Below are 20,862 nucleotides of genomic sequence, written 5' to 3' on the forward strand. Positions count from 1 at the left end.
GTTTTTTTTGATGACAGCGATTCGCTAATTAATTAGAGTTCTCACCTAGTTATTATGTTTGGTAAAGATTACTGCGTTTGGTTGTTTTTAAATGGAATAAACGATGAGTCATTCAGACCATAATTCTTCACGTCGCCGCCTGCTGAAAGGCGCAGCAGCCCTGTGGCTATTGAGTATCAGTCCAATAGGCTACGCCGCAAACTCAAAAGTGATTGCTGTCCGTATTTGGCCAGCATCAAGTTATACCAGAGTGACGCTGGAGTCTAATATTCCACTTAAGTATCGCCAATTTTCACTTTCAAATCCTAATCGTATTGTGATCGATTTGCAGGGCATCCAGCTTAATAGTGTCTTGAGCAGTATGGGGACACAGGTTCAGCAGCGTGATCCTTACCTGAAATTGGTGAGAGCTGGGCAATTTGATCCCAAAACGGTGCGTTTGGTATTTGAAATCAAACAGCCTATCGCCCCGCATATTTTTACATTGCCACCAATTGCTAAATTTAAGCACCGTTTGGTGTTAGATTTTTATCCCAAAAAGGCGGCTGGTGTGGATGATGATCCTTTGCAGGCCCTGCTTGAAGAGTACAACAGCGGGGATTTAGAAAAGCATTTGCCTGCGGAGACACGCAAACCCGGTAAGGCAGGGAAAGATAGGCCGATTGTGATTGTGCTCGATCCCGGTCACGGTGGTGAAGATTCGGGAGCTATTGGGAAATATAAAACCCGTGAAAAAGATGTCGTGTTGCAAATTGCCCGTCGTTTACAGGCGCTCATTAAACGTGCGCCTGGCATGAAAGTTTACATGACCCGTAATGAAGACGTGTTTATTCCCTTGAAAGTTAGGGTGGCGAAAGCGCGTAAGATGCGAGCGGATCTATTTGTTTCTATTCATGCCGATGCCTTTACGAATCGGTCTGCGCGGGGCTCATCCGTGTTTGCGCTTTCTACTAAAGGTGCGACTAGTAATACTGCCCGCTTTCTGGCTCAGACTCAAAACGAGGCTGATTTGATTGGAGGGGTTAGCAAAAGCGGTGATAAATATTTGGATCACACCATGCTGGATTTGGTTCAAACCGCGACGATTAACGATAGTCTGAAATTTGGTGATGAAGTGCTCAAACGGATGGGTAAAGTTAATAAACTGCATAAAAATAGCGTCGATCAGGCGGGATTTGCGGTATTGAAAGCGCCAGATATTCCTTCTATTTTGGTGGAAACTGCATTTATCAGTAATCTGGAAGAAGAACGTAAACTGAAAACAGCAAAATTCCAGCAACAAGTGGCGGAATCTATTTTTGCTGGCATTAAGGTTTATTTCAAAAGTGGTGCAGAACTGGCACGGCGGTGAAATATCCGCTTTGAATAAGGCTCAATGAAACTATTCAACATATCTATCTCAGCTATGGCTATGCTTAAACAGGTATTAAATAATATTAAGAAGAATTTAAAATTAGGGGGAATTAGATAATAAAAAATGAGATAAGAAGAAATGAAATCTTTAAAAGAAAATTTGGTTGCGGGGGCCGGATTTGAACCGACGACCTTCGGGTTATGAGCCCGACGAGCTACCAGGCTGCTCCACCCCGCGTCCGTCTATTTGCAAACCTTGATTATCAATCGTGAGTGCAAATACTTAATAATGGCATCGTACAAAATTGGTTGCGGGGGCCGGATTTGAACCGACGACCTTCGGGTTATGAGCCCGACGAGCTACCAGGCTGCTCCACCCCGCGTCCGTCTATTTGCAAACTTTGATTAGCAATCGTGAGTGCAAATTCTGAATGATGACATTCTTTACTACTGTACATTCTTTGTTTCTATATATCTTTAGTTCTATATCGTGTCTATGTTACGTCGTATTAATGATGACATCACATAGAGTTGGTTGCGGGGGCCGGATTTGAACCGACGACCTTCGGGTTATGAGCCCGACGAGCTACCAAACTGCTCCACCCCGCGTCCGATGTGGGCACACTATACTCTCGAACGGAGTTGTTGCAAGGTTTTTATTGATATTTACTGAATTTATTTGTTTTATGGTTGAAACTTAATCTTGTTGTTTTGTTTTTACTCGATTGGGCTTGCAAAACGATAAGCTATTTTTTTTCTAACTACATTTCTTTATTTATTCGTGTTTGATATTGTTCGTGGTCGGATCGTGATGTGATGGTTGGATATAAGGTATGAATATGAAACTTTGGGGAAAATATCTGTTATGTGGATTGGTCATTTCGTTATTATCGGGATGTCAGCGACCGACCGATCAAGCACAACAGTATAAAGATGGTCGAATTACCCAAAACCTCCAACTGGTTAATACGCCTAATGCCCAAGGTTCTCCGGTTAATGCCAAAGATTTTGCCACTCAAGTTAAATTTATCAGCAAGTCTTCCCCGCGTCTTTATAGCAATAACCGTGACACATTTGATGCGATCGAAAATTGGATGTTGTCCGGTGGTGATACCCGAAATTTAAACGAGTTTGGTTTACTCGCCTATCAGATGGAAGGTGAAGATAATTACGGCAACGTGAAGTTTACCGGTTATTACACACCCGTTGTGCAAGCGCGGCATATCAAGCAGGGAGAGTTCAAATATCCGCTGTACAGTATGCCAACTAAATCGCGTTTCCGGTTGCCAAATCGCGCAGCAATATATAGTGGGGCGCTGAACAAAAAATTCATCATCGGGTACAGTAATTCCCAGATGGATAATTTTATGATGGAAGTGCAAGGAAGCGGTTATGTTGATTTTGGTGATGGACGCCCATTGACCTTTTTTGGCTATGGGGGAAAGAATGGACATGTTTATCGCAGTATTGGCAAGGTGCTGATCGACCGCGGAGAAGTGCCTGGTGAAAAAATGTCAATGAAAGCTATTCGCCAGTGGGGAGAACAGCATAGCGAAGCCAAAGTGAGAGAATTGCTGGAACAGAATCCTTCATTTGTTTTCTTTAGACCTGAACCCTATACCTTCGTTAGAGGAGCCAGTGCTGTGCCCCTCGTCGCTGAAGCATCGGTAGCATCTGACAAATCACTGGTTCCTCCCGGAACAGCGTTATTGGCGGAAGTGCCAGTGCTGGATCAAATGGGAAAATTTACCGGACAGTATCGGATGCGCCTGATGGTGTCACTGGATGTCGGTGGTGCCATTAAAGGAAATCATTTCGACATTTATAATGGTGTTGGTGAGAGGGCTGGTGAAATGGCTGGTTTTTATAATCACTATGGTCGTGTTTGGGTATTGAAGAAATCATCAACTGGTTTTTTGGCAGCAAACCAGTAAGATCCCCTCCAGTTTAATCAATCGATAACCGATCTCAATAGAGGTAGGTGTTATGCAGGATTTATTTAGTGATGCAAGTTTCTCTCTCTGATGCTTATCTTCAGCGTTTCGCTGGTACGGCTCGATTATATGGCAAGAAAGCGCTTTCATTATTTGCCTGTTCACATGTCTGTGTGGTGGGTATTGGCGGTGTCGGTTCATGGGCTGCAGAAGCTCTGGCGCGTACAGGCATCGGCGCTATCACGCTGATTGATATGGATGACGTTTGCATTACCAATACTAATCGTCAGCTGCACACTTTGGTACAGCATGTGGGATTGCCAAAAACTGAGGTGATTGCCGAGCGGATAAGAGCGATAAATCCTGAGTGCCAAGTGACTTGCATTGATGATTTTGTCACCCCTGATAACGTGGCCGAATTGATGTCCACAGGATTCAGTTATGTGATTGATGCAATTGACAGCATACGACCAAAAGCAGCGTTATTGGCCTATTGCCGTCGCTATAAGATCCCAGTTGTGACGACGGGAGGAGCAGGTGGGCAACTGGATCCTACCCAGATTCAGGTGGTGGATTTGGCTAAAACGGTACAAGATCCACTGGCGGCTAAATTAAAGGAACGCTTAAAATCGGATTATCGCGTAGTGAAGAACGGCAAGGGAAAATTGGGCATTGAGTGCGTTTTCTCAACGGAACAGCTAGTTTATCCCCAATCTGACGGTACAGTCTGTGCGGTCAAGAGCACGGCGGACGGTTCGAAACGGATGGATTGCGCCTCTGGTTTTGGTGCCGCAACGATGGTTACGGCGACCTTTGGCTTTGTTGCAGTATCTCACGCGCTGAAAAAGATGCTGGCAAAAGCCGAGCGGGAAAAGACGCTGTAATGCAGAGTTTAATGGAGATAGGCGTGGGCAATTTCCTGAATGGTGTTAATCAGGGATTTCACACCATTGAGCCGTGAGCCACTCAATTGGTGTTCGAGGCCGAGTTGCTGGAATAACTCGGCCAAAGGTGTTTGTGAAACCTGTTCTGGTGTTTTGCCTTCCACGGCGGTCAGGAGAACTGCCAATAATCCTTTGACAATGCGGCCTTCGCTATCGCCGTAAAAATGCAGTCGGCCGTCCGGAAGTAATTGATACCCCAGCCAGACTCGATTCTCGCATCCCGACATTTCAATATTTTGTTGTTTTAATTCATCTGCCAAAGGGGGCAGCTTTCTGGCTAGCCCGATAAGCTGCCGATAGCGATCTTCCCACAATTTACTTTGCTGGAAGTTTTCAATAAGTTGTTGCTCCGTGATTTCCGTTCCAAACGGATGCGGGGCAAGGATAGTGTCTGAAAGTTGTGTCATCAGTTATTTATCTTGCAGTGAGTTTGTCGCTTATTCCCTCTAAATGAGGTTTCAGAATCATAGCAGTTATGTTCTGAAACAAAAGCCATCATTACTTTTTCTTTTTATGCCAATTCGTGGCAGACCACTTGGCACTAGCATCAACCTCTTTAAACAGTAAATTATTTCTACTATGAATTTGAATTTTTTCAGGAAGATAACCTAAGCTATATAGGTTAAAAAAACGTGCATAAACATTCGGCCCAGTCATTTCTACCGTCTTATCTATACGGCGATGTCTAAGGTGTGATTGATAATTTTTGTTTGCAGGCTGAGAGGAATCGATACCGGTTCTCCATATCGGATCCAACATATTACATTTCATGTCTAGAGAGATTTTTCCTGCTTTATGATATTTCAAGGCCTTATCAATTTTTAAATTATTTTCATGGAATTTCATAGGGTGTTGTATTTTATTGATTTTATCTGATTTGACAGTTTGATTGATTTGAATAATAAGGTGATTCTTTTTTATCATCATAGCCATTTTCAACAAGATACTTAGAACAGTTTCTGAGTACTGAGGGGCAGAAATAATAGCATTTCCGAAACGATTACTTAAATTAGTACTGAAGTAAGAACTTAGACTATGATTTTTGGCGATTGTTTTATTTATATACCCGTCATCTTTCAAGTTGCTGCTTTGTTGGCTACGCTCACTCACTCCAGTCACATAGTTATCTATGCTCTTGGGGATTCGCCTCCCTTGCCGCCGCGCTGCAACTTGAAATCTATTGGGTATAACATTCCATTTTTACCTTGATTATTAATTTGTTTTCCTCCCCGACCAGATATGTCACCAAAACCTAGACTTGATGGGAAATCTACTTTTTCAAATCTAGCTGTTTTTTTATCGGTATTTTTTCTCCATGCTTGCCCTTGTTTATCATATATGAACTTATCAAAAACCTCCGATTTTCTATATTTTATGTGAGAATCAGTTAATTCTACATCTGCATCAAGATAAATTCCCCCTTCTACATATAGAATAACAAGTCGGGCAATGTCACTGGCTGCAGCATAATTATGGAAATCAGCATGCAGGTGTAGGTCATATATGTGATTTTTATTTATATGAATCATGTATATATGGTGCAAGTAATCAATTAGTTCAGGAGATTTTCCATAGCGTTTTTCATCGGTTTTAAAATGAATGAAATCTGGAGAGCGCTTGTATCGGTTAAGCTGTTGGGTGAAAGTTTGATGAAAGATGTTAATTCTTTGTTTTAATATATAAAAAGCTTCTTCAACATCTCTGTAAACAAATAGGTTTTCAATTCCGAATATTGTGCCAATATCAAAATCCTGTTGTTTGAAATTAAAGGTGAGTGATTTTAATGTGTTTAGGATTAGTGATTTATCTCCGTGATTTCCCCAGATGTTAATTGTAAATCCGGGGTTTTCATCCTTCATTGTTATTATTTTTTTAAAGTCATTTTCTGATATGTTATTTCCGGTCCAGAAATAATGAATTTTTCGGGGGATATTCATAAGCTACCCTTTTATTCTTTGATAACGCATTAGCTAAATTGTATTGTATATTTATGCTATTAAAACTTAATTGATGATTGTGATATGACAATTGAAGCGTATTTTATATGATCTCTTTCTAAGAGAAGTGTAAATAACAAGTTAGTTAAATGTATTACTTTGGCTCATTTGGATCAATCTAAACTCTGAGCTAAAAATCTTAGTTACCTGAGGTATCAGAGTGTGCATCAAGAGTCGTAAATTATGACCACATTTTTCCCATAACCAATGTATCTTGGTTCGGTATTTACAGCGATGGGCAAAGAACTGCCCCAAGAATTCCAAAGTAGTTGGAATAGTTGAAATAGTTGGGCAGTTAAAAAATATCTAGTTTCTGGTGACTGATAGGACAGTCACGGCAGGACAATATTAATCATTGAGTAGCGATAGGGCAAACTTTACGGCATTGACCAATCTATCCGCATCTTGCTGGTTATTATAAGGCATGAATGAAGCTCGCAGGCAGCCGCTGATCCCAAGGGCATCTAGCAGCGGTTGAGCGCAGTGTTGCCCTGAACGCAGAGAAATATTCTGTTCAGCAATCAGAGTCGCCAAATCATTGTGATGTATTCCTGCGATATTGAAAGCCAACAAGCTGGAACCTGCCGTGCGGTAACTGATAAAACCCGATAGTGTGCTGAGTTGCTGTTCAGTATAATCCGTCAGGGCAATCGCATGGGATTCGGCGAGCTGGATATCAACGGTTTTCAACCATTCCAGAGTCGCAGCAAAGCTGACTACGCCGGCAACATTGGGTGTTCCTGCTTCAAAGCGATAAGGAACCGCTTCCGGAGTGAAACCGTCGAATGAAACTTGAGTCAGCATTTTTCCGCCTCCGTGCCACGGCGACATTGCATTCAGTAACTCACTTTTGCCATACAATATACCCAACCCATTCGGGCCATACAGTTTATGGGCTGAGAAAGCATAAAAATCGATATCCAATTGCTGAACATCAGCGGAAGAATGCACGATACCCTGGGCACCATCGACCAGCACTCGGCATTCATATTCGTGCGCGAGTGCTGTGACTTGAGCCAAATCCAGTGTGGCACCAGTGACGTTCGACATTTGACTAATGGCGACTAATCGGCTTTTTTCATTCAGCAGTTCTGCGAGAGTATTTATTTCTGGTTGACGTTGACTGTCAATCGACCATTTAACGATTTTGGCTCCGGTCTGTTCTGCCAGAATCAACCACGGTAGTAGGTTAGAGTGGTGTTCCTGTTCGCTGACGATAATTTCATCACCCGCGCTCAGGCGGGAACGAAAGTAACTTTGTGCGATCAGGTTAATGGCCTCAGTTGTGCCTTTCGTCCAGATAATATCTTCAGGTAATGGCGCATTGAGCAATTCCGCCACCAATGAACGAGCCTGTTCATAACGGGCGGTCATGGCTTGTGCAGTGGCGTGCTGGCTGCGATGCACCGTTGCACTGTGGTTTTGGTAATAGTGTTCGGTCGCCTCAATCATGCATGTCGGTTTTAATGCTGTAGCTGCACTGTCCAGAAACGTGGTCGACTGTTGCAGGGCAGGGAATTGCAGGCGGAATTTTTCTGAGTCAAAGGCTTTCATAAACGGTGCTAATTTAATAGTTGTGTGATAAAGAATAAGTTTTTCTTTATATATTCCATATGAATCAATAATATATGTGTTTATCAGTAAGTTATGTAATGGCAAGTGATGATGAATAATGAAGTTTGGGGTTCTCTGCCGCCACTTTGCCGCCATTTTTTAACTGTGATAATGGATTGTATTTCAACGCATCATTCAAATGATCAGGGGAAAAATGAGCATAGCGCATTGTCATTTTGATGTCTGTATGCCCTAGTATTTTCTGTAAGACAAGAATATTTCCTCCGCTCATCATAAAGTGTGATGCGAATGTGTGGCGCATGACATGTGATGACTGGCGAGGCGGCAGTTCAATACCTGCGCGCTTAACCGCATAACGGAAAGCAGCATAGCAAGGGGTGAATAACTTACCTTTCTTCTTTGGTATCTCGTCGTACAGTTCTTTAGTGATTGGCACTGTGCGGTTACGTTTCCCTTTGGTTTTTGTGTACGTTATCTTATAAGGTGTGATTTGTGAGTCCGTTAAGTCCTCTACCTCAGACCAGCGGGCACCTGTCGATAATGCTATTTTAACAATAATCAGCAAATCTTTTGTGTTTCTTTGGGTGCAGGACTCCAACAGAGTGCTAATCTGCTGATGAGATAAAAATGCCATTTCTGATTCATTGATGCGAAACTCTCGGACATCTTTTAGAGGATTATTCTCCTTCCATTCTCCGAGTCTGTACAGCTCATTAAACATTGCCCGTAAATACGCCAATTCAGTATTGACTGTACGGGGAGCAACGGGTTTCAATCTATCTGTCCCGTTTAACCTTTTCTCGCGGTACACAGAAAATAACTTAGCGTCAAATTCGATTGCAAGGGGATCGCCCATTTCTCTGCAAGCAGAGAGCATTCTCTGTTTACAGGTTTCACCATCGCTTAGGGTTATACCGTGTGCTCGATACCAAGTATTAATCAGCTCAGATAGAAGGCGAGTATCTTTCTTTTCACCAAGCCAAGGCTTTTCTACAGTTTCATCTAATATATGGCGCTCATAAGCAAGCGCCTCACCTTTGGTCGTGAACTGTTTGCGGATTCTTCGCCCGTTCCTGCCGTTGGGGTAAAGCTCAACTAGCCATTTGCCGCTTGATTGTTTATTTATTGCCATAGTTAATAGTTTTAAATACTACCTATTAGATACTGTCGGTGAAATCACCAGTCTCAATAAAGCCTTTGAACTTATTTTCATTTAAGATAATGATGCCCATGCTTCTAGCTTTATCCATTTTCAGTTGGCTAGCGTTATAGCCATAGCAAAGAAGTTTAAGATTCTTGGTGACAGATTTTCTAATTTCCATTCCTGCATCACTGGCAAGGGTTTCAAGTTCAGCTTTTAACTCTTTCTTAAAACCAGTGAAATGGACATCAAAAGTTTCCGGTCTAGGTTTACTAACTGCAAATTCGCCGATTTTTGCAATGTCGTTGGTGAATTGAACAGCTTCATCTAAATCTTCAAAGTATTCAATTACCCTATCTTTTCGAAATGTTTTTAGTCTGCCCTCATCATGGGACAGTAAATTAATTCCTTGCAAATACTCATCATTTTCTGAAACGCTAGCAATAAATTGAACACTTACTACATATCTAGAATTGATATAAACAAAACACAGTTGTCTATCCATGATTCACCTATCGGATTAGTTTTCTAAGGTTTTCCTTAGATGTGATTTTTTATTGTTGTAACAACACGGCCAATAACCGTTATATCGCTTAGGTCGCAATCAAACGCCATGCCTACGCCAGAGACGCGGACGCGCTTGACTGGAATTCGAGTTAATTCGCGAATGCTGAGTTTTCCTTCAATATCAACTAACCATTCACCGTCATAAACATCGGCAAATTTGCGATCGATGATGTAATGAGTCTTGTTATCCAAAACACATATGGGGTCAGTAGGGAGTGGAATACCAGCAGTGAACATTACTTTATCAAACATAACATAGCCGGATTGGTACAACTTTTTATCAATCAGCTTATGGCTTGGAAACTTCATGGTATCTAATTCTTCATCGTTATATTTTTTACCATTACCCGTTGCTAACCATTCGAGATTAACACCTGTTTCCGCAACACATCTAACGACTAAATCAGCTGGAAAGTTATTTCTTTTATATCTGCCAGCCAAACTGCTGGAAGCCATATCAAAATGCTGAGCAAGCATCAATTTTGAGCTAAACCCATAAGCTTCAATGATGCGATCCAAGACAGGAACACTATCACTGAACATTTCTAAATGAAATTTTCCCATAGCTCTTTATATTGATCTCGTAAAAAACTACAATTCGCGTTGACGATTAGTAAAATACGAGATAACCTTAGTTTGAGTTGTAGTTAAAGACGATATTTAACGAATATCTACGAATAAAGCTGAAACAAAATATAGAGGATTTTGCCCCATGAGACCTATCTTTACAATCACTGTCACTGAACCATTCCTCCCAATTGAAGAATTCTGCCGTCGTCATGCTATGCCTATGGGTACTGCTCGCGACATGGTCAAAGATGGGCGCTTACCTGTCCGCGAAAAAAATGGTGATAAGAAACGCGGTAAAGTGCTTATCAATATGATGGCTCTGGCAGTTGAAGCACTAAGCTCAACTAGCACCCAAATTCCATTTAACACGCGATACGAGTAAAGCATTTCGCTTTTGGAGAAAAAAAGCAATGTTTGATTATCGCGTTTCCAAACAATCGCACTTTGATAATGCGTGCCGGGCGTTCTCCAACACGCATAAAAGAAATTTAGCACAGATCGCGGAATCCATCGGAATACCTCCGCAAATGCTGCGCAACAAGTTGAACCCTGAGCAGCGTCACATGCTGACTTGTATTGAGTTAATGAAGTTAACGGATGTGACAGAAGACGCCTCCCTTTTGGACGGTCTACTGGAGCAATTGCAGTGTCAGCCATCTGTGCCGGTTAATGAAGTTTGTGATGCCAACATGCCAGGCTATTTATTAGGAGCAACGGCAGAAGTGGGCAAGCTGGCAAGTGAGGCTGTTTCGGGTGAGCGTCTTACTTGCACCCGTGTGGCGGAGTTTAAGAAGACGGTTAATAACGCAGTCCGTTTATTAACCTTGGCGGGTGTAACCATATCATCAAGATTGCACTCAAACCCTGCGTTTAATTCGGCGGTTGATGCCGTGGCAGGGATGGGCGCATCGTTAGTCTGAGGTCAGTATGAATGCGTTAAAGCAACAGCAGCACCAGTACAAACTAACCAGTCAGTCGTTTCATACAAATAAAGGTGACGGATTTATTTTTCCCATTGTCTTATGCTCCGTTGCTTATTTTATTCTGTTTCTTATTCGTGAGGTTTAAATGAACACCGAATACCATTTTGAATCAACAGAACAACGTGCCATCGAGATGCCCTTTGAAATGCGCGTTAATGGTTTAAATTCCGTCGCTAAACTGAAAGCGGAAGTCTTTAAGTCTGATAATAAAGAGTTGGCGCTCTTTGTTGACGAAATGCGCAATAAACGCAATGCGCACTACGCGGATAATAAGCGTTTTTTGGCGGCTATCTTCTACCTTGCCCGCATTCCCAAAGAACGGCATGAACTGGAATTGCATCAATTCACCCGTGAAGAAATGTGCAATTTGATACGGGCAATAAACTTAATTAAGGCAGCCAGTCCATTATTGCCAAGTAAGTTATCGTTGCCCAATTAAATAACAATAATGATCAATTTAATTTTAATGGCGTCAACACGTCAGGGATTCTTTTTATCTAAAAACAGGAAATGAATAAATGGGAAGTATAAGTATTGAACAATTAATAAAACAAGTGCGGGAGGATGAACGTAAGCATTATGCCGAAAAGTTTTCTTACCGTTTGGAAAGTTTATCCATTCATGTTTTAAAAAACAAAATGGATCACTCGGCCAGTGCTGCTCTTTTGCAAAGTGAGTCTGAGAACATCGACCGTCAAGCACAGGAGTGGAACTATGTTTGATGTTATCGACCGCGCTTGCCAACACGCAGAAGAAACACTGGAGCGCAGAATCGCAGAGCATGTTAATCGCCCTGTCGGTGTTTCAGCGTTTGAATGTGAAAACTGCGGCGAAGCGATTCCAGAAATACGCCGTATTCAAGTTATTGGTTGTTCTCGCTGTGTTGATTGCCAGACTGATTTTGAATTGCAACAGAGATATTATCGGAGTGAATAAGATGGAACGAGTCCATAATATTAATTTGTGCATATCAGTATTTGATGACGTCGTAGAAATTAATAAAGTCGGTGTTAGTGATCGGGAATATTTTGACAGTCAGCCTGACGATATTTTAGTTATTCGTGAATACAACTACCCAAGGAATAAATATACAGGAAGAAATGTATTAGTCAGAGTCGAACGAGTTGAATACCGTTACCCCGGTTTATATCTTGTTTTCTTTGAGAAAATCAATCCTGTTGATTTTTTCTCAGTGCAGGGTGGGTGAATGAACCCCGTACCAGAAAACGGCGGCGCACAATCCAAACCGCGCCGCCAACGCAGCAAATTCCAGCCAGAGATGCCACAAAACGCAGCTCTGGCTGCGTGCGTTTCTCTGCCGTGGGATAAACCCATCCAGCCGATAGCAAGGCCGTTCCCGACTTATGCCGAGCAATACCAGAAGGAAGAAGAACGCCGCGCCATTGCAAAAGAGATCAAGGCGCGTGCCCATGCCCAGCAATTACTCAGTAAGCAACCTGCCATTGTCCGCCTTGATGTTCAGTACAAAGCGAGTGTCTTAGAAAAGGAGCAAGGGACTCCCCGTGCCGAGGCTTTTTTGTCTAAGACATTCGTCGATCGCATCTTACCCCGCGTCAATTTGGTGACCGAGCGTTACCAGATCCAAGAAATTGAGGCGGATAACACGCTTTATATGGCACGGTTTAACCGCATTCCTGATATGAAAAGGGAAGATATCGAATTATTGGCGAATGATATTGCTCAATTTATTCTTCAGGAGTTGCAGGCAGTCGCGGATGAGAGGCCGGAAGAAAGTGATCTGAAAAGGGCGCATGTCCTATATGTGCGCGCGGCGGCGATCACTCAAGCCTATCGTCAGGCTGCGCCTCATTGGGATAAGCTGACTGGACGCTTTTTTGCTGAAACGGAGGCTATCGCGGCCATTTCCCGTATGACCTCGGATAAATGGTGGTTAGGCCGTTTGCGTCGTCTGGCGTCTGAGTGGCGCGAGCATTTGCAGATATCCATCAATCGCGTCAGTAAGCCAGCCAGTATCTACGCCAGCAAAATGACCATTGCCGAATGGAAAGAGCAAAAGCACCGCACCAAAGAATTTATCAAGTCGATGGAGCTGGAAGATGAAGAAGGGAACCGCATCAGCCTGATTGATAAATATTATGGCAGCGTGGCGAACCCGGCGATCCGCCGTACCGAAATGATGGTGCGCATTCGGGGCTTTGAAAATATCTGCAATGAACTGGGTTACGTCGCTGAATTTTACACGTTAACCGCCCCGTCTAAATATCACGCCACAACTCGGCACGGACACCGCAACCGCAAGTGGGACGGTAGCAGCCCGGCAGACACCCAGAAGTATTTAAGCGGTGTCTGGGCAAAAATCAGGGCTAAATTACACCGTAATAATTTGCGTATCTTTGGTATCCGCGTGGCTGAACCGCATCATGATGGTACTCCGCACTGGCATATGCTGTTTTTTATGCAGCCAGAACAGGCGGATCAGGTACGCGACATTATCCGTGACTATGCCTTGCAGGAAGACCGCCACGAACTGCGGACAGCAAAAGCCCTGAAAGCCCGGTTTCATGCTGAGAAGATTGATCCGGAGAAAGGGTCAGCAACTGGCTATGTGGCGAAATACATTTCTAAAAATATTGATGGCTACACGATGGATGACGAGATGGATGATGAAAGTGGCCGTCCTGTTAAAGATGCCGCTATCGCGGCCAGTGCTTGGGCGGCGCGTTGGCGCATTCGCCAGTTTCAGTTTGTCGGCGGTGCGCCGGTGACGGTTTACCGTGAGTTGCGCCGCATGGCCGATCATGAGACAGCCATCGGTTTAAGTGTGGAGTTCGCCGCCGTGCATGATGCTGCGGATAACGGGGACTGGGCAAATTATATCAATGCACAGGGTGGGCCTTTTGTTCGCCGTGACGATTTGGTTGCCCGCCTGTGGTATGAAACGGAGCAGGAAACGAACGCCCACGGGGAAGACGTGATCCGGATTAAGGGGGTTTTCTCGCCTTTTGTCGGGATGGATACCCCTGTCTTAACCCGGTTGAAGAGCTGGAAGATTGTGCCGAAGTTAGCCGAAGCGTCAGCGGAGGCAGGTTTTAGCGGTGCGTCCGCACCGCCTAGGAGTTCTGTCAATAACTGTACGGTGGCACACAGTACAATCAATAAAGCGATACAAGAAAGTGACCTGTGTCTGGATGAGTTTTATCACGGTTGGCTCCAACTCAGTGAGCCAGAACAGGTAAAACGGGTGCATAAATCGGCTAATTCGCAGGACTTGGAGATTAGAGATTAGTGATGGTTTAGCGCAGGCATTAATCAGGGGGAGCAGCATGACGGTAGAGGGTCAGCGCTATCGCTTATCGATGTTTGGGCAAATTGTCAAAGCGAAACCGACGTATACAGAAAGAACAAAATTGCTGCTGAATAGATTAAGTGGAATATCCCGTATCAGTATGAATAATAAAGAAAATAAGGGTGAACTTAAAGGCCGTCAGGCGGGTATTTTGCAGGAAATATCTGAAAATACTACATTAATCACATAACTTACTATTTCTTAATGAAATTAATCTGATTGCTAATTATATTATTGGCTGTTCATGCATACAGTATTATAAATGATGGAGCTATGATGTTTGATTCTTTGGATAAATTTGTTCTTTTGGAACGTATTGAATTAATTGCTAAAGTTGGGGGTTCGGTTGATTGTAATGATCGGGACAGGCAGGTAGCGTTATATTGGGTTGGCGAAATGGTGGAACAAATTAAAGGGGAACTGGTCATAGAAAAGCCACTCAATAGTGGCTCACGGTTGACATTAGGCGGCACTGCCCTGCAACAAATCTAAGGCGTATTGGCGCTGTTGCGGATTGAGGTTATTGATCACAGTCTGCAACAGGATATCGCCGGTTTTCGCGCTGGGGCTGATAGTGTGTGAAAAGGTTAACTTCATCACAAACGTATGGCCGCATTCAACATCCGCACAGGAACAATAAATATCCGCAATTTCGCGGTGCATCCGGTTGGTTTTGCGAATGACGGCCTTAGCGCCGCACTCCGGGCAGATTATTTTTAATACGCGCATATTCCTCATTCCAAAAGTGTCGAATTTCTTCGATTTTACCATTTTTTTGCTCATTCTGCACCCGAAATGGCGTTATCTTGTTTGAAACGGAGGTGTGATATTTCTGGCACATCACGGTGGTTTATCGCATTCATGAACATATTTTGCACGGGGATCACTTCATCCTTGCGATAGGCATCACGGGCTTTTTCCGGATCACCCAATCCGCCGACATTGGTCGGGATAATGCCCGCCAGTCCGGCCGGGAATCGGTGGGCGGTCAGCACATCCTGCGAACTGATGCTTTTGACATTGGCAAACTCATCATTGGCGGAAATATCCCCGACCGGAATAAACTTGATGCCGTCCGGGTCGCCATTGGGAATATTCACAAACAGGGTATCAAAGTTACCGATCCCCTTGCTTTGTTGCAGCTTCCAGATAATTTCTTCTTCGGTTTCATCGGAGATATTCGGGTCGTTGGTGTAGATGATACCGCCCGTGTGGGCACCATTGTGGTAATAGCGGCGGCGGAATATCGTGGCTTCCGAGTTCAGCAGGGCGGCATGGATACCGCCGATATAATCCGGCAGGCCGTAAACCTGCTGCTGGGGATCATACTGCTTGATAAAAATGACCTCTTCTGGGGTGTAAACCAAGGGTTCACCCTCCTGCAACACCACAAAATCCCCGTCCTTACGGCGGCGCAGGTAGAGTGAGGGCAACACGTCCAGTCTCACCACATCGCCCCAGAAGTTGCACACTTTCAGGATGGCGACATCGCCGAAAATCAGGAAGTTCATCATGGCCGCCTTGAATTGTTCATGGCTCAGGCCGCCGCCGAGGTAATCGGAGGCAATCATATTGTGGCGGGCATAGAGAACGCCGCCATGCTGCCCGTTCATATTGGTCAGTTGTGCCAGTGCCAGACGGTCAATCGGCAGCGTGTAATGATCATAATCATTGTCATACCAGATTTTCTGGTAATCGGTCTGGGTCGTGAGTATCGGCTCCGGCTTGCCGAGCGTGATCAGGCTCATTTTCCGTTGCTGTGGCTGGGGTTGTTGCGCCTTGGTTTTCCTTAACGTTTTCTTGCTCATGATGCGGCCTTTTGGAATTGATATTTAGACGTGCGTTTCTTCTCGTAATTTAACGGTTCGTTCATCAGGGCATGGGCGATAGCCCAGAACACGTCAGCGTGTCCGGTTTCCTGCGAACGGTCGGCCACAAAGGTCATGCTGCCTTTGCCCGTGGTGGTGTGCCGGATAGCCAGAAATGAAGCCAGAATTTCTTTTTGTTCCTGATCCCATTCCAGCCGTTTTTCACTGACCACATCAATCATTTTCATTACCAGTTGGTTTTTGCTCTGCTGGCTGTAGTGAATAGCCTGCGTCTGGCGCGGGGCAAAGTCCTGCACCATTTCATAGACCCCGTGCCCAATCCCCGTGGTATCAATGCCGATATGGGTAAAGCGGTAACGTTTGAACAACTCTTCAATCAGTTTCGCCTGATGCTTCCAGTTCATGCCCTGCCAGTAGAACGTGGCGAGTACCCGAAAGGCTTCGACTGCCATCAGCGGCGGGGCAACAATCACAAAGGTGGAGGTATCACCAGAGCGGGCAGGGTCGAAGCCGCCCCAGACTTCACGCTCACCAAAGGGGCGTGAGGCGTTGGGGTCGTGGTCTTCCCACAGGTTGACTTCAACCCCGCACTTTTCCAGTTGGTGATATTTAAAGACCGATGCGCCACTATCTACAAACTGGCACATAAACAGCATGTTAAACGAGTCTGTATTGTATTTGTTGCGCAGTCGGTCGAGGCTGGCCAGATTAAAGCCCCCTTTAATGGCATCTTCCATGGTGATGACATAACGCCACTGACCATCGGGACAATCCCGTCCGCCATTCCGCATTTCATCAAAGGTCGGAAATGCTACATTCTTACGTTTGGCCTCGTTGCCGCGCCATTCGTCACCCGTCCAGAACGGGTAGGCCGGATGGGTTTTGGCGCTGGGCGTGGAAAAATAAGTGGTGCGCCAATGATCATGGGTCGCCATTGCGGAGGCCACTTCGTTCAGGCGCTTAAAATCCGGTATCCAGAAGTATTCATCACAGTATAAGTGGCCGCCATAGGATTGGGCGGTGTTCTTGTTGGTCGAAAGAAAGCGCAGTTCTGCGCCATTGCTCAGGCGGGGATGCTCACCGGTTAAGGTGATCCCGAAAAGCTGTTCAGCAAAGTTAACGATGTAGGAGCGGAAAACTTGTGCCTGCGGTTTGGAAGCCGACAAAAACACCTGATTTTTCCCCGTCAGCACCGCATCTTCAAAGGCTTCAAACGCAAAGTACCACGTTGCCCCGATTTGGCGTGATTTTAAGATATTTCGTACCGATTTATGCTTGTTTTCACGAAGATGCTTCTGATAGGCAAATAAGTTGTCATCAGCAAACTTCTGGAAATTTTCTTCTGTCAGTGCCGAAATATCATTTTTACGCGGGCGTTTCTTTTTCTTCGGCTCATCGTCACCGGATGGCACATCGTCACCGCCCGATTGCGCCCGCGCCTTAATTTCAGCCAGCTTTTCCAGGTGCTTATTTTCCTGTGCCATCAATTTCACATGATGGACAATCAGGCGGTCCAGTTCGTCCAGTTCCAGTGCGGTTTTATTATTGCGTTCACTGAGCAGCGCCGCCCGGCGATTAATCGCCTCAATCACACTTTCATGACTGAGCATATCCGCCCATTGCCATTTTTCCGCCCAGTAGTAAATGATCCGTCGATTGGGCAGATTTAACTCTTCGGCAATCTCAGCCGGAGTATAGCGGCGCAGGTAGAGCGACTTTGCCACTTTGATTAATTCATCAGAATATTTAGCCATGCCTTAAGCGTCCTTGTCTTGAATCACTTTATTATGCAGGGCTAATGTCTTGCTTTCGTCCGGCCAAATTCGGTTTGATTCGGTTATGCGTGATATCCGAATTCATCCGAATTGCGCCCCTCGCCGCCGCCGATGGAATCCGCAATACTGTGTGGGAAGCAAACGAAAAGGATGCGATATGTCTCAGTTAATGACGAACTGGATATGTATTGCCATGGAGGGCGACACGGTTGACGGCCGGATCATGGAACCACAATGGCTCTTGGATGCGGCTGAACTTTACGACCCTGCACTTTATACCGCCCGAATCTGGCCGGAGCATGAACGCTGGTTAGGTGCGATGGGGGAAGTGTTAGAAGTCAAGGCTGAACAGGATGATGAGGGGATTTTACGCTTATATGCGCGATTACGACCCAATCACCGTTTGTTAGAGGCCAACCGTGACGGGCAACTTGTGTTTACCTCCGTTGAATTTACGCCCAGTGGTAATTTTCGCGGTACAGGCAAAACCTATCTGGAGGGGCTGGCAGTGACTGACTCGCCAGCCAGTGTGGGCACAACGCGCCTACAGTTTAATAAAAAGGATAAACAACGTCGATTCGGGGCGTATAAGCCACTGGTTATCGATGAAGTTAGGGAAATTAAGGAAAGTAAGGGGAAAAGGATGGCTAAAGGCACTAAGAAGACATGGCGTAGCAGGTTTAATATTGCTGAACCGGAAGAAACCACGACTGAACCCTCAGAAGATGATGCGTTGCAGGCACTGGCTCAGGCCTTGGCGGATTTAGAAACCCGTCTGGCAGCACTGGAAGGTAAGCAGGAAACAACCGAACAGGAGGTTGCAGACGTTCAGGAAGATGTCGAAACCGTGAAAGAGGTGGTGGATACCGAGGAATTCGCCCGTTTACGTGACAGTCTGCCGGATATTCTGAAGAAGTTTGGCAAACTGGATGCTGTTGTAACCCGCTTGCCTTCGCGTAACCCAAAAGGCAATAAAGACAAGAAGTTTAATTACCTGTAATTCCATGATGGAAAAAGGCAAAGGGAAGAGCGATGCAATTAAATAATCGGGCACGGGCGTTTTTACAGCAATATGCGGCGGGCTTGGCCGAAGCCTACGGCGTTGAGGACACCGAGCGCTATTTTGCGCTAAGTGATCCGAAGGAAACCGCCCTGCGCAGTGCGCTGCTGGAGTCGGTCGAGTTCCTCAGCATGATCACCTGTGCGGATGTGGATCACCTGTCCGGCCAGGTGGTGTCGGTGGGCAATCCCGGCCTCTTTACGGGACGTAAGAAAGACGGCCGTTTTATCCGTGCTACGGGTGTAGATGGCAATGAATATAAGTTGCAGGAAACGGATTCCGGCGCCGCGCTGAAATGGGACTTGCTGTCCATCTGGGCGAACTCTGGCAGTGAACAAGAGTTTTTCCAGCGGATGCAGGCATTTACCAATGAGTCGTTTGCGCTCGATATGTTGCGCGTCGGCTTTAATGGTCAGCGTGTGGCAGAGACAACCAACCCCGACGAGAACCCGAACGGGGAAGATGTTAATAGGGGCTGGCACCAGATTGCCAAAGATTGGGAAAAAGGCAAGCAAGTGGTCACCACACCCGTGAAACTGGATGAACACGGGGATTTTAAATCGCTGGATGCAATGGCGTCCGATTTGGTGAACACCTGCATTCCGCAACAGTTCCGCCATGATCCCCGTTTGGTGGTCTTGGTCGGCGCGGATTTGGTGGCCGCCGAGCAGTACCGGCTGTATCAGGCCGCAGATAAACCGACGGAAAAAATTGCCGCGCAGATGCTGGGCAGTTCGATTGCTGGCCGTCCGGCGATGGTGCCGCCGTTTATGCCGGGCAAGCGTATGGTAGTCACCATGTTGCCAAACCTGCAAATTCTGACCCAGCGCAATACCCGTCAGCGTAAGGCGGAATTTGTGGACGACCGCAAGCAGTTCGAAAACAAATACCTGCGCAATGAGGGCTACGCGATTGAAACGCCGGAATTGTACGCGGCCTATGATGAGAACGCCGTGACGATTGGCAAAGTAGCCGAACCGACTGAAAAACTGGGTACAGACTAATGCTGTCACCTGCCCAACGACACCGGGCAGCGGTTGCACTGCGCCAGAAACTGGCACGGCAGCAAGCGGTTGCCATTGCGGACGGTGCAAGTATGCACCTGCAAGCCCGGGCGATTGAGCAGGATGTCAAGCGGTTGCGCCAGTTAACGACAACGGCGGAACGGGTGGAGATGAAACGGCGGGAACTGCTGCCCAATTATCTCCCCACGGCACAACGCTATCTGGATGAAGGCGAGGTGTACTGCAACCCGATTTTTGTTTACTGCGTGATTTGGTTGTTTGATATCGGGGAGTCTGCCCACGGGTTGGACTGGGCAGATATTGCCATTGAGCAGGGACAGCTCACCCCCGACCATTTTCGCAGTGGCTTTCCGGCGTTTGTGGCCGACACCGTTTTACTCTGGGCACAGGCAGAAGCCGAAGCGGGTAACCCGGTGGAACCCTATTTTTCAAGGACATTTCAGAATGTCACTGAAAAATGGCAAATACACGAGAAGATTAAGGCCAAATATTACAAATTTGCTGCCTTAAACCTGATGAAAGGGGATAACGCCGAAATTAAGGTCAGTCAGGTGGAGAGGCTGGATGTGCTGGAGCAGGCCGATAACTGGCTGGCAAAGGCGCATCAGTGCAACCCGAAATCCGGGGTCAAAACCTATCGGCAACGGATTGCCGCCCGTATACGGGCATTATCCATGGAATAACAACGACTACCGCAAGCCGGAGCGGGCGCGGTGGAGGCATCGCAACATGTTGCAGATGGCCGTGGAAACCGGACAGCCCGCTTTTTTTTCTCAGGAGA

At 45.7% G+C, this 20,862-nt stretch carries 25 protein-coding genes and 3 tRNA genes; 15 read left to right on the top strand and 13 right to left on the bottom strand.

Annotated elements, in window-relative coordinates; translation table 11 throughout:
• Positions 1-103: 103 nt before the first annotated feature.
• Positions 104-1,351 carry an N-acetylmuramoyl-L-alanine amidase AmiC gene (amiC, locus tag H8A87_RS09115; protein ID WP_198689657.1) on the top strand — a complete coding sequence of 416 codons (1,248 nt, stop codon included), beginning with the start codon at positions 104-106 and terminating at the stop codon, positions 1,349-1,351.
• A 163-nt stretch (positions 1,352-1,514) separates the two neighbouring features.
• Here the strand turns inward: amiC and H8A87_RS09120 are convergent.
• The 3 genes from H8A87_RS09120 to H8A87_RS09130 all read right to left on the bottom strand — a co-directional run bounded on the left by H8A87_RS09120 (position 1,515) and on the right by H8A87_RS09130 (position 1,962).
• A tRNA-Met gene (locus H8A87_RS09120) sits at positions 1,515-1,591 on the bottom strand.
• A gap of 68 nt (positions 1,592-1,659) precedes the next feature.
• Positions 1,660-1,736 (bottom strand) — tRNA-Met (locus H8A87_RS09125).
• Positions 1,737-1,885: 149 nt separating this feature from the next.
• Positions 1,886-1,962, bottom strand: a tRNA-Met gene (locus H8A87_RS09130).
• 230 nt (positions 1,963-2,192) lie between these two features.
• Between H8A87_RS09130 and mltA the strand changes: the two genes are divergently transcribed.
• Both mltA and tcdA read left to right on the top strand, forming a co-directional pair.
• The gene (gene mltA, locus H8A87_RS09135) at positions 2,193-3,287 is read left to right on the top strand and encodes a murein transglycosylase A (RefSeq protein ID WP_198689748.1); all 1,095 of its coding nucleotides are present in this window, start codon (positions 2,193-2,195) and stop codon (positions 3,285-3,287) included.
• Between the two features lie 71 nt (positions 3,288-3,358).
• Complete coding sequence (gene tcdA / locus H8A87_RS09140) at positions 3,359-4,171, top strand: tRNA cyclic N6-threonylcarbamoyladenosine(37) synthase TcdA (RefSeq protein WP_198689749.1); 813 nt, start codon at positions 3,359-3,361, stop codon at positions 4,169-4,171.
• A gap of 8 nt (positions 4,172-4,179) precedes the next feature.
• On the opposite strand, the gene csdE is transcribed toward tcdA, so the two are convergent.
• The 7 genes from csdE to H8A87_RS09175 all read right to left on the bottom strand — a co-directional run bounded on the left by csdE (position 4,180) and on the right by H8A87_RS09175 (position 10,075).
• A complete protein-coding gene (csdE, locus tag H8A87_RS09145) occupies positions 4,180-4,638 on the bottom strand; it encodes a cysteine desulfurase sulfur acceptor subunit CsdE (RefSeq protein WP_198689658.1) in 459 nt (152 codons plus the stop codon).
• Positions 4,639-4,729: 91 nt separating this feature from the next.
• Positions 4,730-5,341 carry a hypothetical protein gene (locus H8A87_RS09150; RefSeq protein ID WP_198689659.1) on the bottom strand — a complete coding sequence of 204 codons (612 nt, stop codon included), beginning with the start codon at positions 5,339-5,341 and terminating at the stop codon, positions 4,730-4,732.
• A 17-nt stretch (positions 5,342-5,358) separates the two neighbouring features.
• Positions 5,359-6,168, bottom strand: coding sequence for a glycosyltransferase (locus tag H8A87_RS09155; protein ID WP_198689660.1), 810 nt, complete (start codon positions 6,166-6,168; stop codon positions 5,359-5,361).
• A 408-nt stretch (positions 6,169-6,576) separates the two neighbouring features.
• Positions 6,577-7,782, bottom strand: a complete 1,206-nt coding sequence (csdA, locus tag H8A87_RS09160) for a cysteine desulfurase CsdA (RefSeq protein WP_198689661.1) — start codon at positions 7,780-7,782, stop codon at positions 6,577-6,579.
• Between the two features lie 91 nt (positions 7,783-7,873).
• A complete protein-coding gene (locus tag H8A87_RS09165) occupies positions 7,874-8,935 on the bottom strand; it encodes a phage integrase (RefSeq protein WP_198689662.1) in 1,062 nt (353 codons plus the stop codon).
• A 25-nt stretch (positions 8,936-8,960) separates the two neighbouring features.
• Positions 8,961-9,449 (bottom strand): hypothetical protein, encoded by a 489-nt coding sequence (locus H8A87_RS09170; protein WP_198689663.1) that lies wholly within the window; start codon positions 9,447-9,449, stop codon positions 8,961-8,963.
• Between the two features lie 35 nt (positions 9,450-9,484).
• The gene (locus H8A87_RS09175) at positions 9,485-10,075 is read right to left on the bottom strand and encodes a phage repressor protein CI (RefSeq protein ID WP_198689664.1); all 591 of its coding nucleotides are present in this window, start codon (positions 10,073-10,075) and stop codon (positions 9,485-9,487) included.
• 148 nt (positions 10,076-10,223) lie between these two features.
• Here H8A87_RS09175 and H8A87_RS09180 point away from each other — a divergent pair, with 148 nt between their 5' ends.
• From H8A87_RS09180 to H8A87_RS09220, 9 genes are all read left to right on the top strand, one after another.
• Entirely contained in the window at positions 10,224-10,463 is a 240-nt protein-coding gene (locus H8A87_RS09180; protein ID WP_198689665.1) for a regulator, read from the top strand.
• A 28-nt stretch (positions 10,464-10,491) separates the two neighbouring features.
• Positions 10,492-11,001: a phage regulatory CII family protein gene (locus H8A87_RS09185; protein ID WP_198689666.1), complete on the top strand. Its 510-nt coding sequence runs from the start codon at positions 10,492-10,494 to the stop codon at positions 10,999-11,001.
• A 148-nt stretch (positions 11,002-11,149) separates the two neighbouring features.
• Positions 11,150-11,503 carry a DUF5347 domain-containing protein gene (locus tag H8A87_RS09190; RefSeq protein ID WP_198689667.1) on the top strand — a complete coding sequence of 118 codons (354 nt, stop codon included), beginning with the start codon at positions 11,150-11,152 and terminating at the stop codon, positions 11,501-11,503.
• A gap of 79 nt (positions 11,504-11,582) precedes the next feature.
• Positions 11,583-11,786: a DUF2732 family protein gene (locus H8A87_RS09195; RefSeq protein ID WP_198689668.1), complete on the top strand. Its 204-nt coding sequence runs from the start codon at positions 11,583-11,585 to the stop codon at positions 11,784-11,786.
• Entirely contained in the window at positions 11,779-12,000 is a 222-nt protein-coding gene (locus H8A87_RS09200) for a TraR/DksA family transcriptional regulator (protein WP_198689669.1), read from the top strand. The genes H8A87_RS09195 and H8A87_RS09200 overlap by 8 nt, the downstream gene beginning before the upstream one ends.
• A 1-nt stretch (position 12,001) precedes the next feature.
• Positions 12,002-12,271 (top strand): hypothetical protein, encoded by a 270-nt coding sequence (locus tag H8A87_RS09205; protein WP_198689670.1) that lies wholly within the window; start codon positions 12,002-12,004, stop codon positions 12,269-12,271.
• A complete protein-coding gene (locus tag H8A87_RS09210) occupies positions 12,272-14,332 on the top strand; it encodes a replication endonuclease (RefSeq protein WP_198689671.1) in 2,061 nt (686 codons plus the stop codon).
• Positions 14,333-14,369: 37 nt separating this feature from the next.
• On the top strand, positions 14,370-14,582 hold the full coding sequence (locus H8A87_RS09215; RefSeq protein WP_198689672.1) for a hypothetical protein: 213 nt from the start codon (positions 14,370-14,372) through the stop codon (positions 14,580-14,582).
• An 83-nt stretch (positions 14,583-14,665) separates the two neighbouring features.
• Positions 14,666-14,884: a hypothetical protein gene (locus tag H8A87_RS09220; protein WP_198689673.1), complete on the top strand. Its 219-nt coding sequence runs from the start codon at positions 14,666-14,668 to the stop codon at positions 14,882-14,884.
• Here the strand turns inward: H8A87_RS09220 and H8A87_RS09225 are convergent.
• Genes H8A87_RS09225 through H8A87_RS09235 form a run of 3 tightly spaced genes read right to left on the bottom strand, consistent with a single transcriptional unit; the run spans position 14,855 to position 17,975 of the window.
• On the bottom strand, positions 14,855-15,175 hold the full coding sequence (locus H8A87_RS09225) for an ogr/Delta-like zinc finger family protein (protein ID WP_198689674.1): 321 nt from the start codon (positions 15,173-15,175) through the stop codon (positions 14,855-14,857). The genes H8A87_RS09220 and H8A87_RS09225 overlap by 30 nt on opposite strands.
• Positions 15,172-16,200, bottom strand: coding sequence for a phage portal protein (locus H8A87_RS09230; RefSeq protein ID WP_198689675.1), 1,029 nt, complete (start codon positions 16,198-16,200; stop codon positions 15,172-15,174). Before H8A87_RS09230 ends, H8A87_RS09225 begins: the two co-directional genes overlap by 4 nt.
• The gene (locus H8A87_RS09235; RefSeq protein ID WP_198689676.1) at positions 16,197-17,975 is read right to left on the bottom strand and encodes a terminase large subunit domain-containing protein; all 1,779 of its coding nucleotides are present in this window, start codon (positions 17,973-17,975) and stop codon (positions 16,197-16,199) included. Before H8A87_RS09235 ends, H8A87_RS09230 begins: the two co-directional genes overlap by 4 nt.
• A 178-nt stretch (positions 17,976-18,153) precedes the next feature.
• Here H8A87_RS09235 and H8A87_RS09240 point away from each other — a divergent pair, with 178 nt between their 5' ends.
• The 3 genes from H8A87_RS09240 to gpM are packed head-to-tail and all read left to right on the top strand — an operon-like array spanning position 18,154 to position 20,764.
• Entirely contained in the window at positions 18,154-18,996 is an 843-nt protein-coding gene (locus H8A87_RS09240) for a GPO family capsid scaffolding protein (protein WP_198689677.1), read from the top strand.
• Positions 18,997-19,028: 32 nt separating this feature from the next.
• On the top strand, positions 19,029-20,060 hold the full coding sequence (locus H8A87_RS09245; RefSeq protein WP_198689678.1) for a phage major capsid protein, P2 family: 1,032 nt from the start codon (positions 19,029-19,031) through the stop codon (positions 20,058-20,060).
• Positions 20,060-20,764 (top strand): phage terminase small subunit, encoded by a 705-nt coding sequence (gene gpM, locus H8A87_RS09250; RefSeq protein WP_198689679.1) that lies wholly within the window; start codon positions 20,060-20,062, stop codon positions 20,762-20,764. The genes H8A87_RS09245 and gpM overlap by 1 nt, the downstream gene beginning before the upstream one ends.
• The last annotated feature ends 98 nt before the right edge of the window (positions 20,765-20,862 follow it).

The sequence above is a fragment of the Xenorhabdus lircayensis genome, from assembly GCF_016306625.1.
Taxonomy (GTDB): domain Bacteria; phylum Pseudomonadota; class Gammaproteobacteria; order Enterobacterales; family Enterobacteriaceae; genus Xenorhabdus; species Xenorhabdus lircayensis.

What these genes read in the sequence shown, in the direction of transcription:
- amiC (WP_198689657.1), top strand. Translation starts at nt 104, where the DNA reads ATGAGTCATTCAGACCATAATTCTTCACGTCGCCGCCTGCTGAAAGGC.
- mltA (WP_198689748.1), top strand. Translation starts at nt 2,193, where the DNA reads ATGAAACTTTGGGGAAAATATCTGTTATGTGGATTGGTCATTTCGTTA.
- tcdA (WP_198689749.1), top strand. Translation starts at nt 3,359, where the DNA reads ATGCAAGTTTCTCTCTCTGATGCTTATCTTCAGCGTTTCGCTGGTACG.
- csdE (WP_198689658.1), bottom strand. Translation starts at nt 4,638, where the DNA reads ATGACACAACTTTCAGACACTATCCTTGCCCCGCATCCGTTTGGAACG.
- H8A87_RS09155 (WP_198689660.1), bottom strand. Translation starts at nt 6,168, where the DNA reads ATGAATATCCCCCGAAAAATTCATTATTTCTGGACCGGAAATAACATA.
- csdA (WP_198689661.1), bottom strand. Translation starts at nt 7,782, where the DNA reads ATGAAAGCCTTTGACTCAGAAAAATTCCGCCTGCAATTCCCTGCCCTG.
- H8A87_RS09165 (WP_198689662.1), bottom strand. Translation starts at nt 8,935, where the DNA reads ATGGCAATAAATAAACAATCAAGCGGCAAATGGCTAGTTGAGCTTTAC.
- H8A87_RS09170 (WP_198689663.1), bottom strand. Translation starts at nt 9,449, where the DNA reads ATGGATAGACAACTGTGTTTTGTTTATATCAATTCTAGATATGTAGTA.
- H8A87_RS09175 (WP_198689664.1), bottom strand. Translation starts at nt 10,075, where the DNA reads ATGGGAAAATTTCATTTAGAAATGTTCAGTGATAGTGTTCCTGTCTTG.
- H8A87_RS09180 (WP_198689665.1), top strand. Translation starts at nt 10,224, where the DNA reads ATGAGACCTATCTTTACAATCACTGTCACTGAACCATTCCTCCCAATT.
- H8A87_RS09185 (WP_198689666.1), top strand. Translation starts at nt 10,492, where the DNA reads ATGTTTGATTATCGCGTTTCCAAACAATCGCACTTTGATAATGCGTGC.
- H8A87_RS09190 (WP_198689667.1), top strand. Translation starts at nt 11,150, where the DNA reads ATGAACACCGAATACCATTTTGAATCAACAGAACAACGTGCCATCGAG.
- H8A87_RS09195 (WP_198689668.1), top strand. Translation starts at nt 11,583, where the DNA reads ATGGGAAGTATAAGTATTGAACAATTAATAAAACAAGTGCGGGAGGAT.
- H8A87_RS09200 (WP_198689669.1), top strand. Translation starts at nt 11,779, where the DNA reads ATGTTTGATGTTATCGACCGCGCTTGCCAACACGCAGAAGAAACACTG.
- H8A87_RS09205 (WP_198689670.1), top strand. Translation starts at nt 12,002, where the DNA reads ATGGAACGAGTCCATAATATTAATTTGTGCATATCAGTATTTGATGAC.
- H8A87_RS09210 (WP_198689671.1), top strand. Translation starts at nt 12,272, where the DNA reads ATGAACCCCGTACCAGAAAACGGCGGCGCACAATCCAAACCGCGCCGC.
- H8A87_RS09215 (WP_198689672.1), top strand. Translation starts at nt 14,370, where the DNA reads ATGACGGTAGAGGGTCAGCGCTATCGCTTATCGATGTTTGGGCAAATT.
- H8A87_RS09220 (WP_198689673.1), top strand. Translation starts at nt 14,666, where the DNA reads ATGATGTTTGATTCTTTGGATAAATTTGTTCTTTTGGAACGTATTGAA.
- H8A87_RS09225 (WP_198689674.1), bottom strand. Translation starts at nt 15,175, where the DNA reads ATGAGCAAAAAAATGGTAAAATCGAAGAAATTCGACACTTTTGGAATG.
- H8A87_RS09230 (WP_198689675.1), bottom strand. Translation starts at nt 16,200, where the DNA reads ATGAGCAAGAAAACGTTAAGGAAAACCAAGGCGCAACAACCCCAGCCA.
- H8A87_RS09235 (WP_198689676.1), bottom strand. Translation starts at nt 17,975, where the DNA reads ATGGCTAAATATTCTGATGAATTAATCAAAGTGGCAAAGTCGCTCTAC.
- H8A87_RS09240 (WP_198689677.1), top strand. Translation starts at nt 18,154, where the DNA reads ATGTCTCAGTTAATGACGAACTGGATATGTATTGCCATGGAGGGCGAC.
- H8A87_RS09245 (WP_198689678.1), top strand. Translation starts at nt 19,029, where the DNA reads ATGCAATTAAATAATCGGGCACGGGCGTTTTTACAGCAATATGCGGCG.
- gpM (WP_198689679.1), top strand. Translation starts at nt 20,060, where the DNA reads ATGCTGTCACCTGCCCAACGACACCGGGCAGCGGTTGCACTGCGCCAG.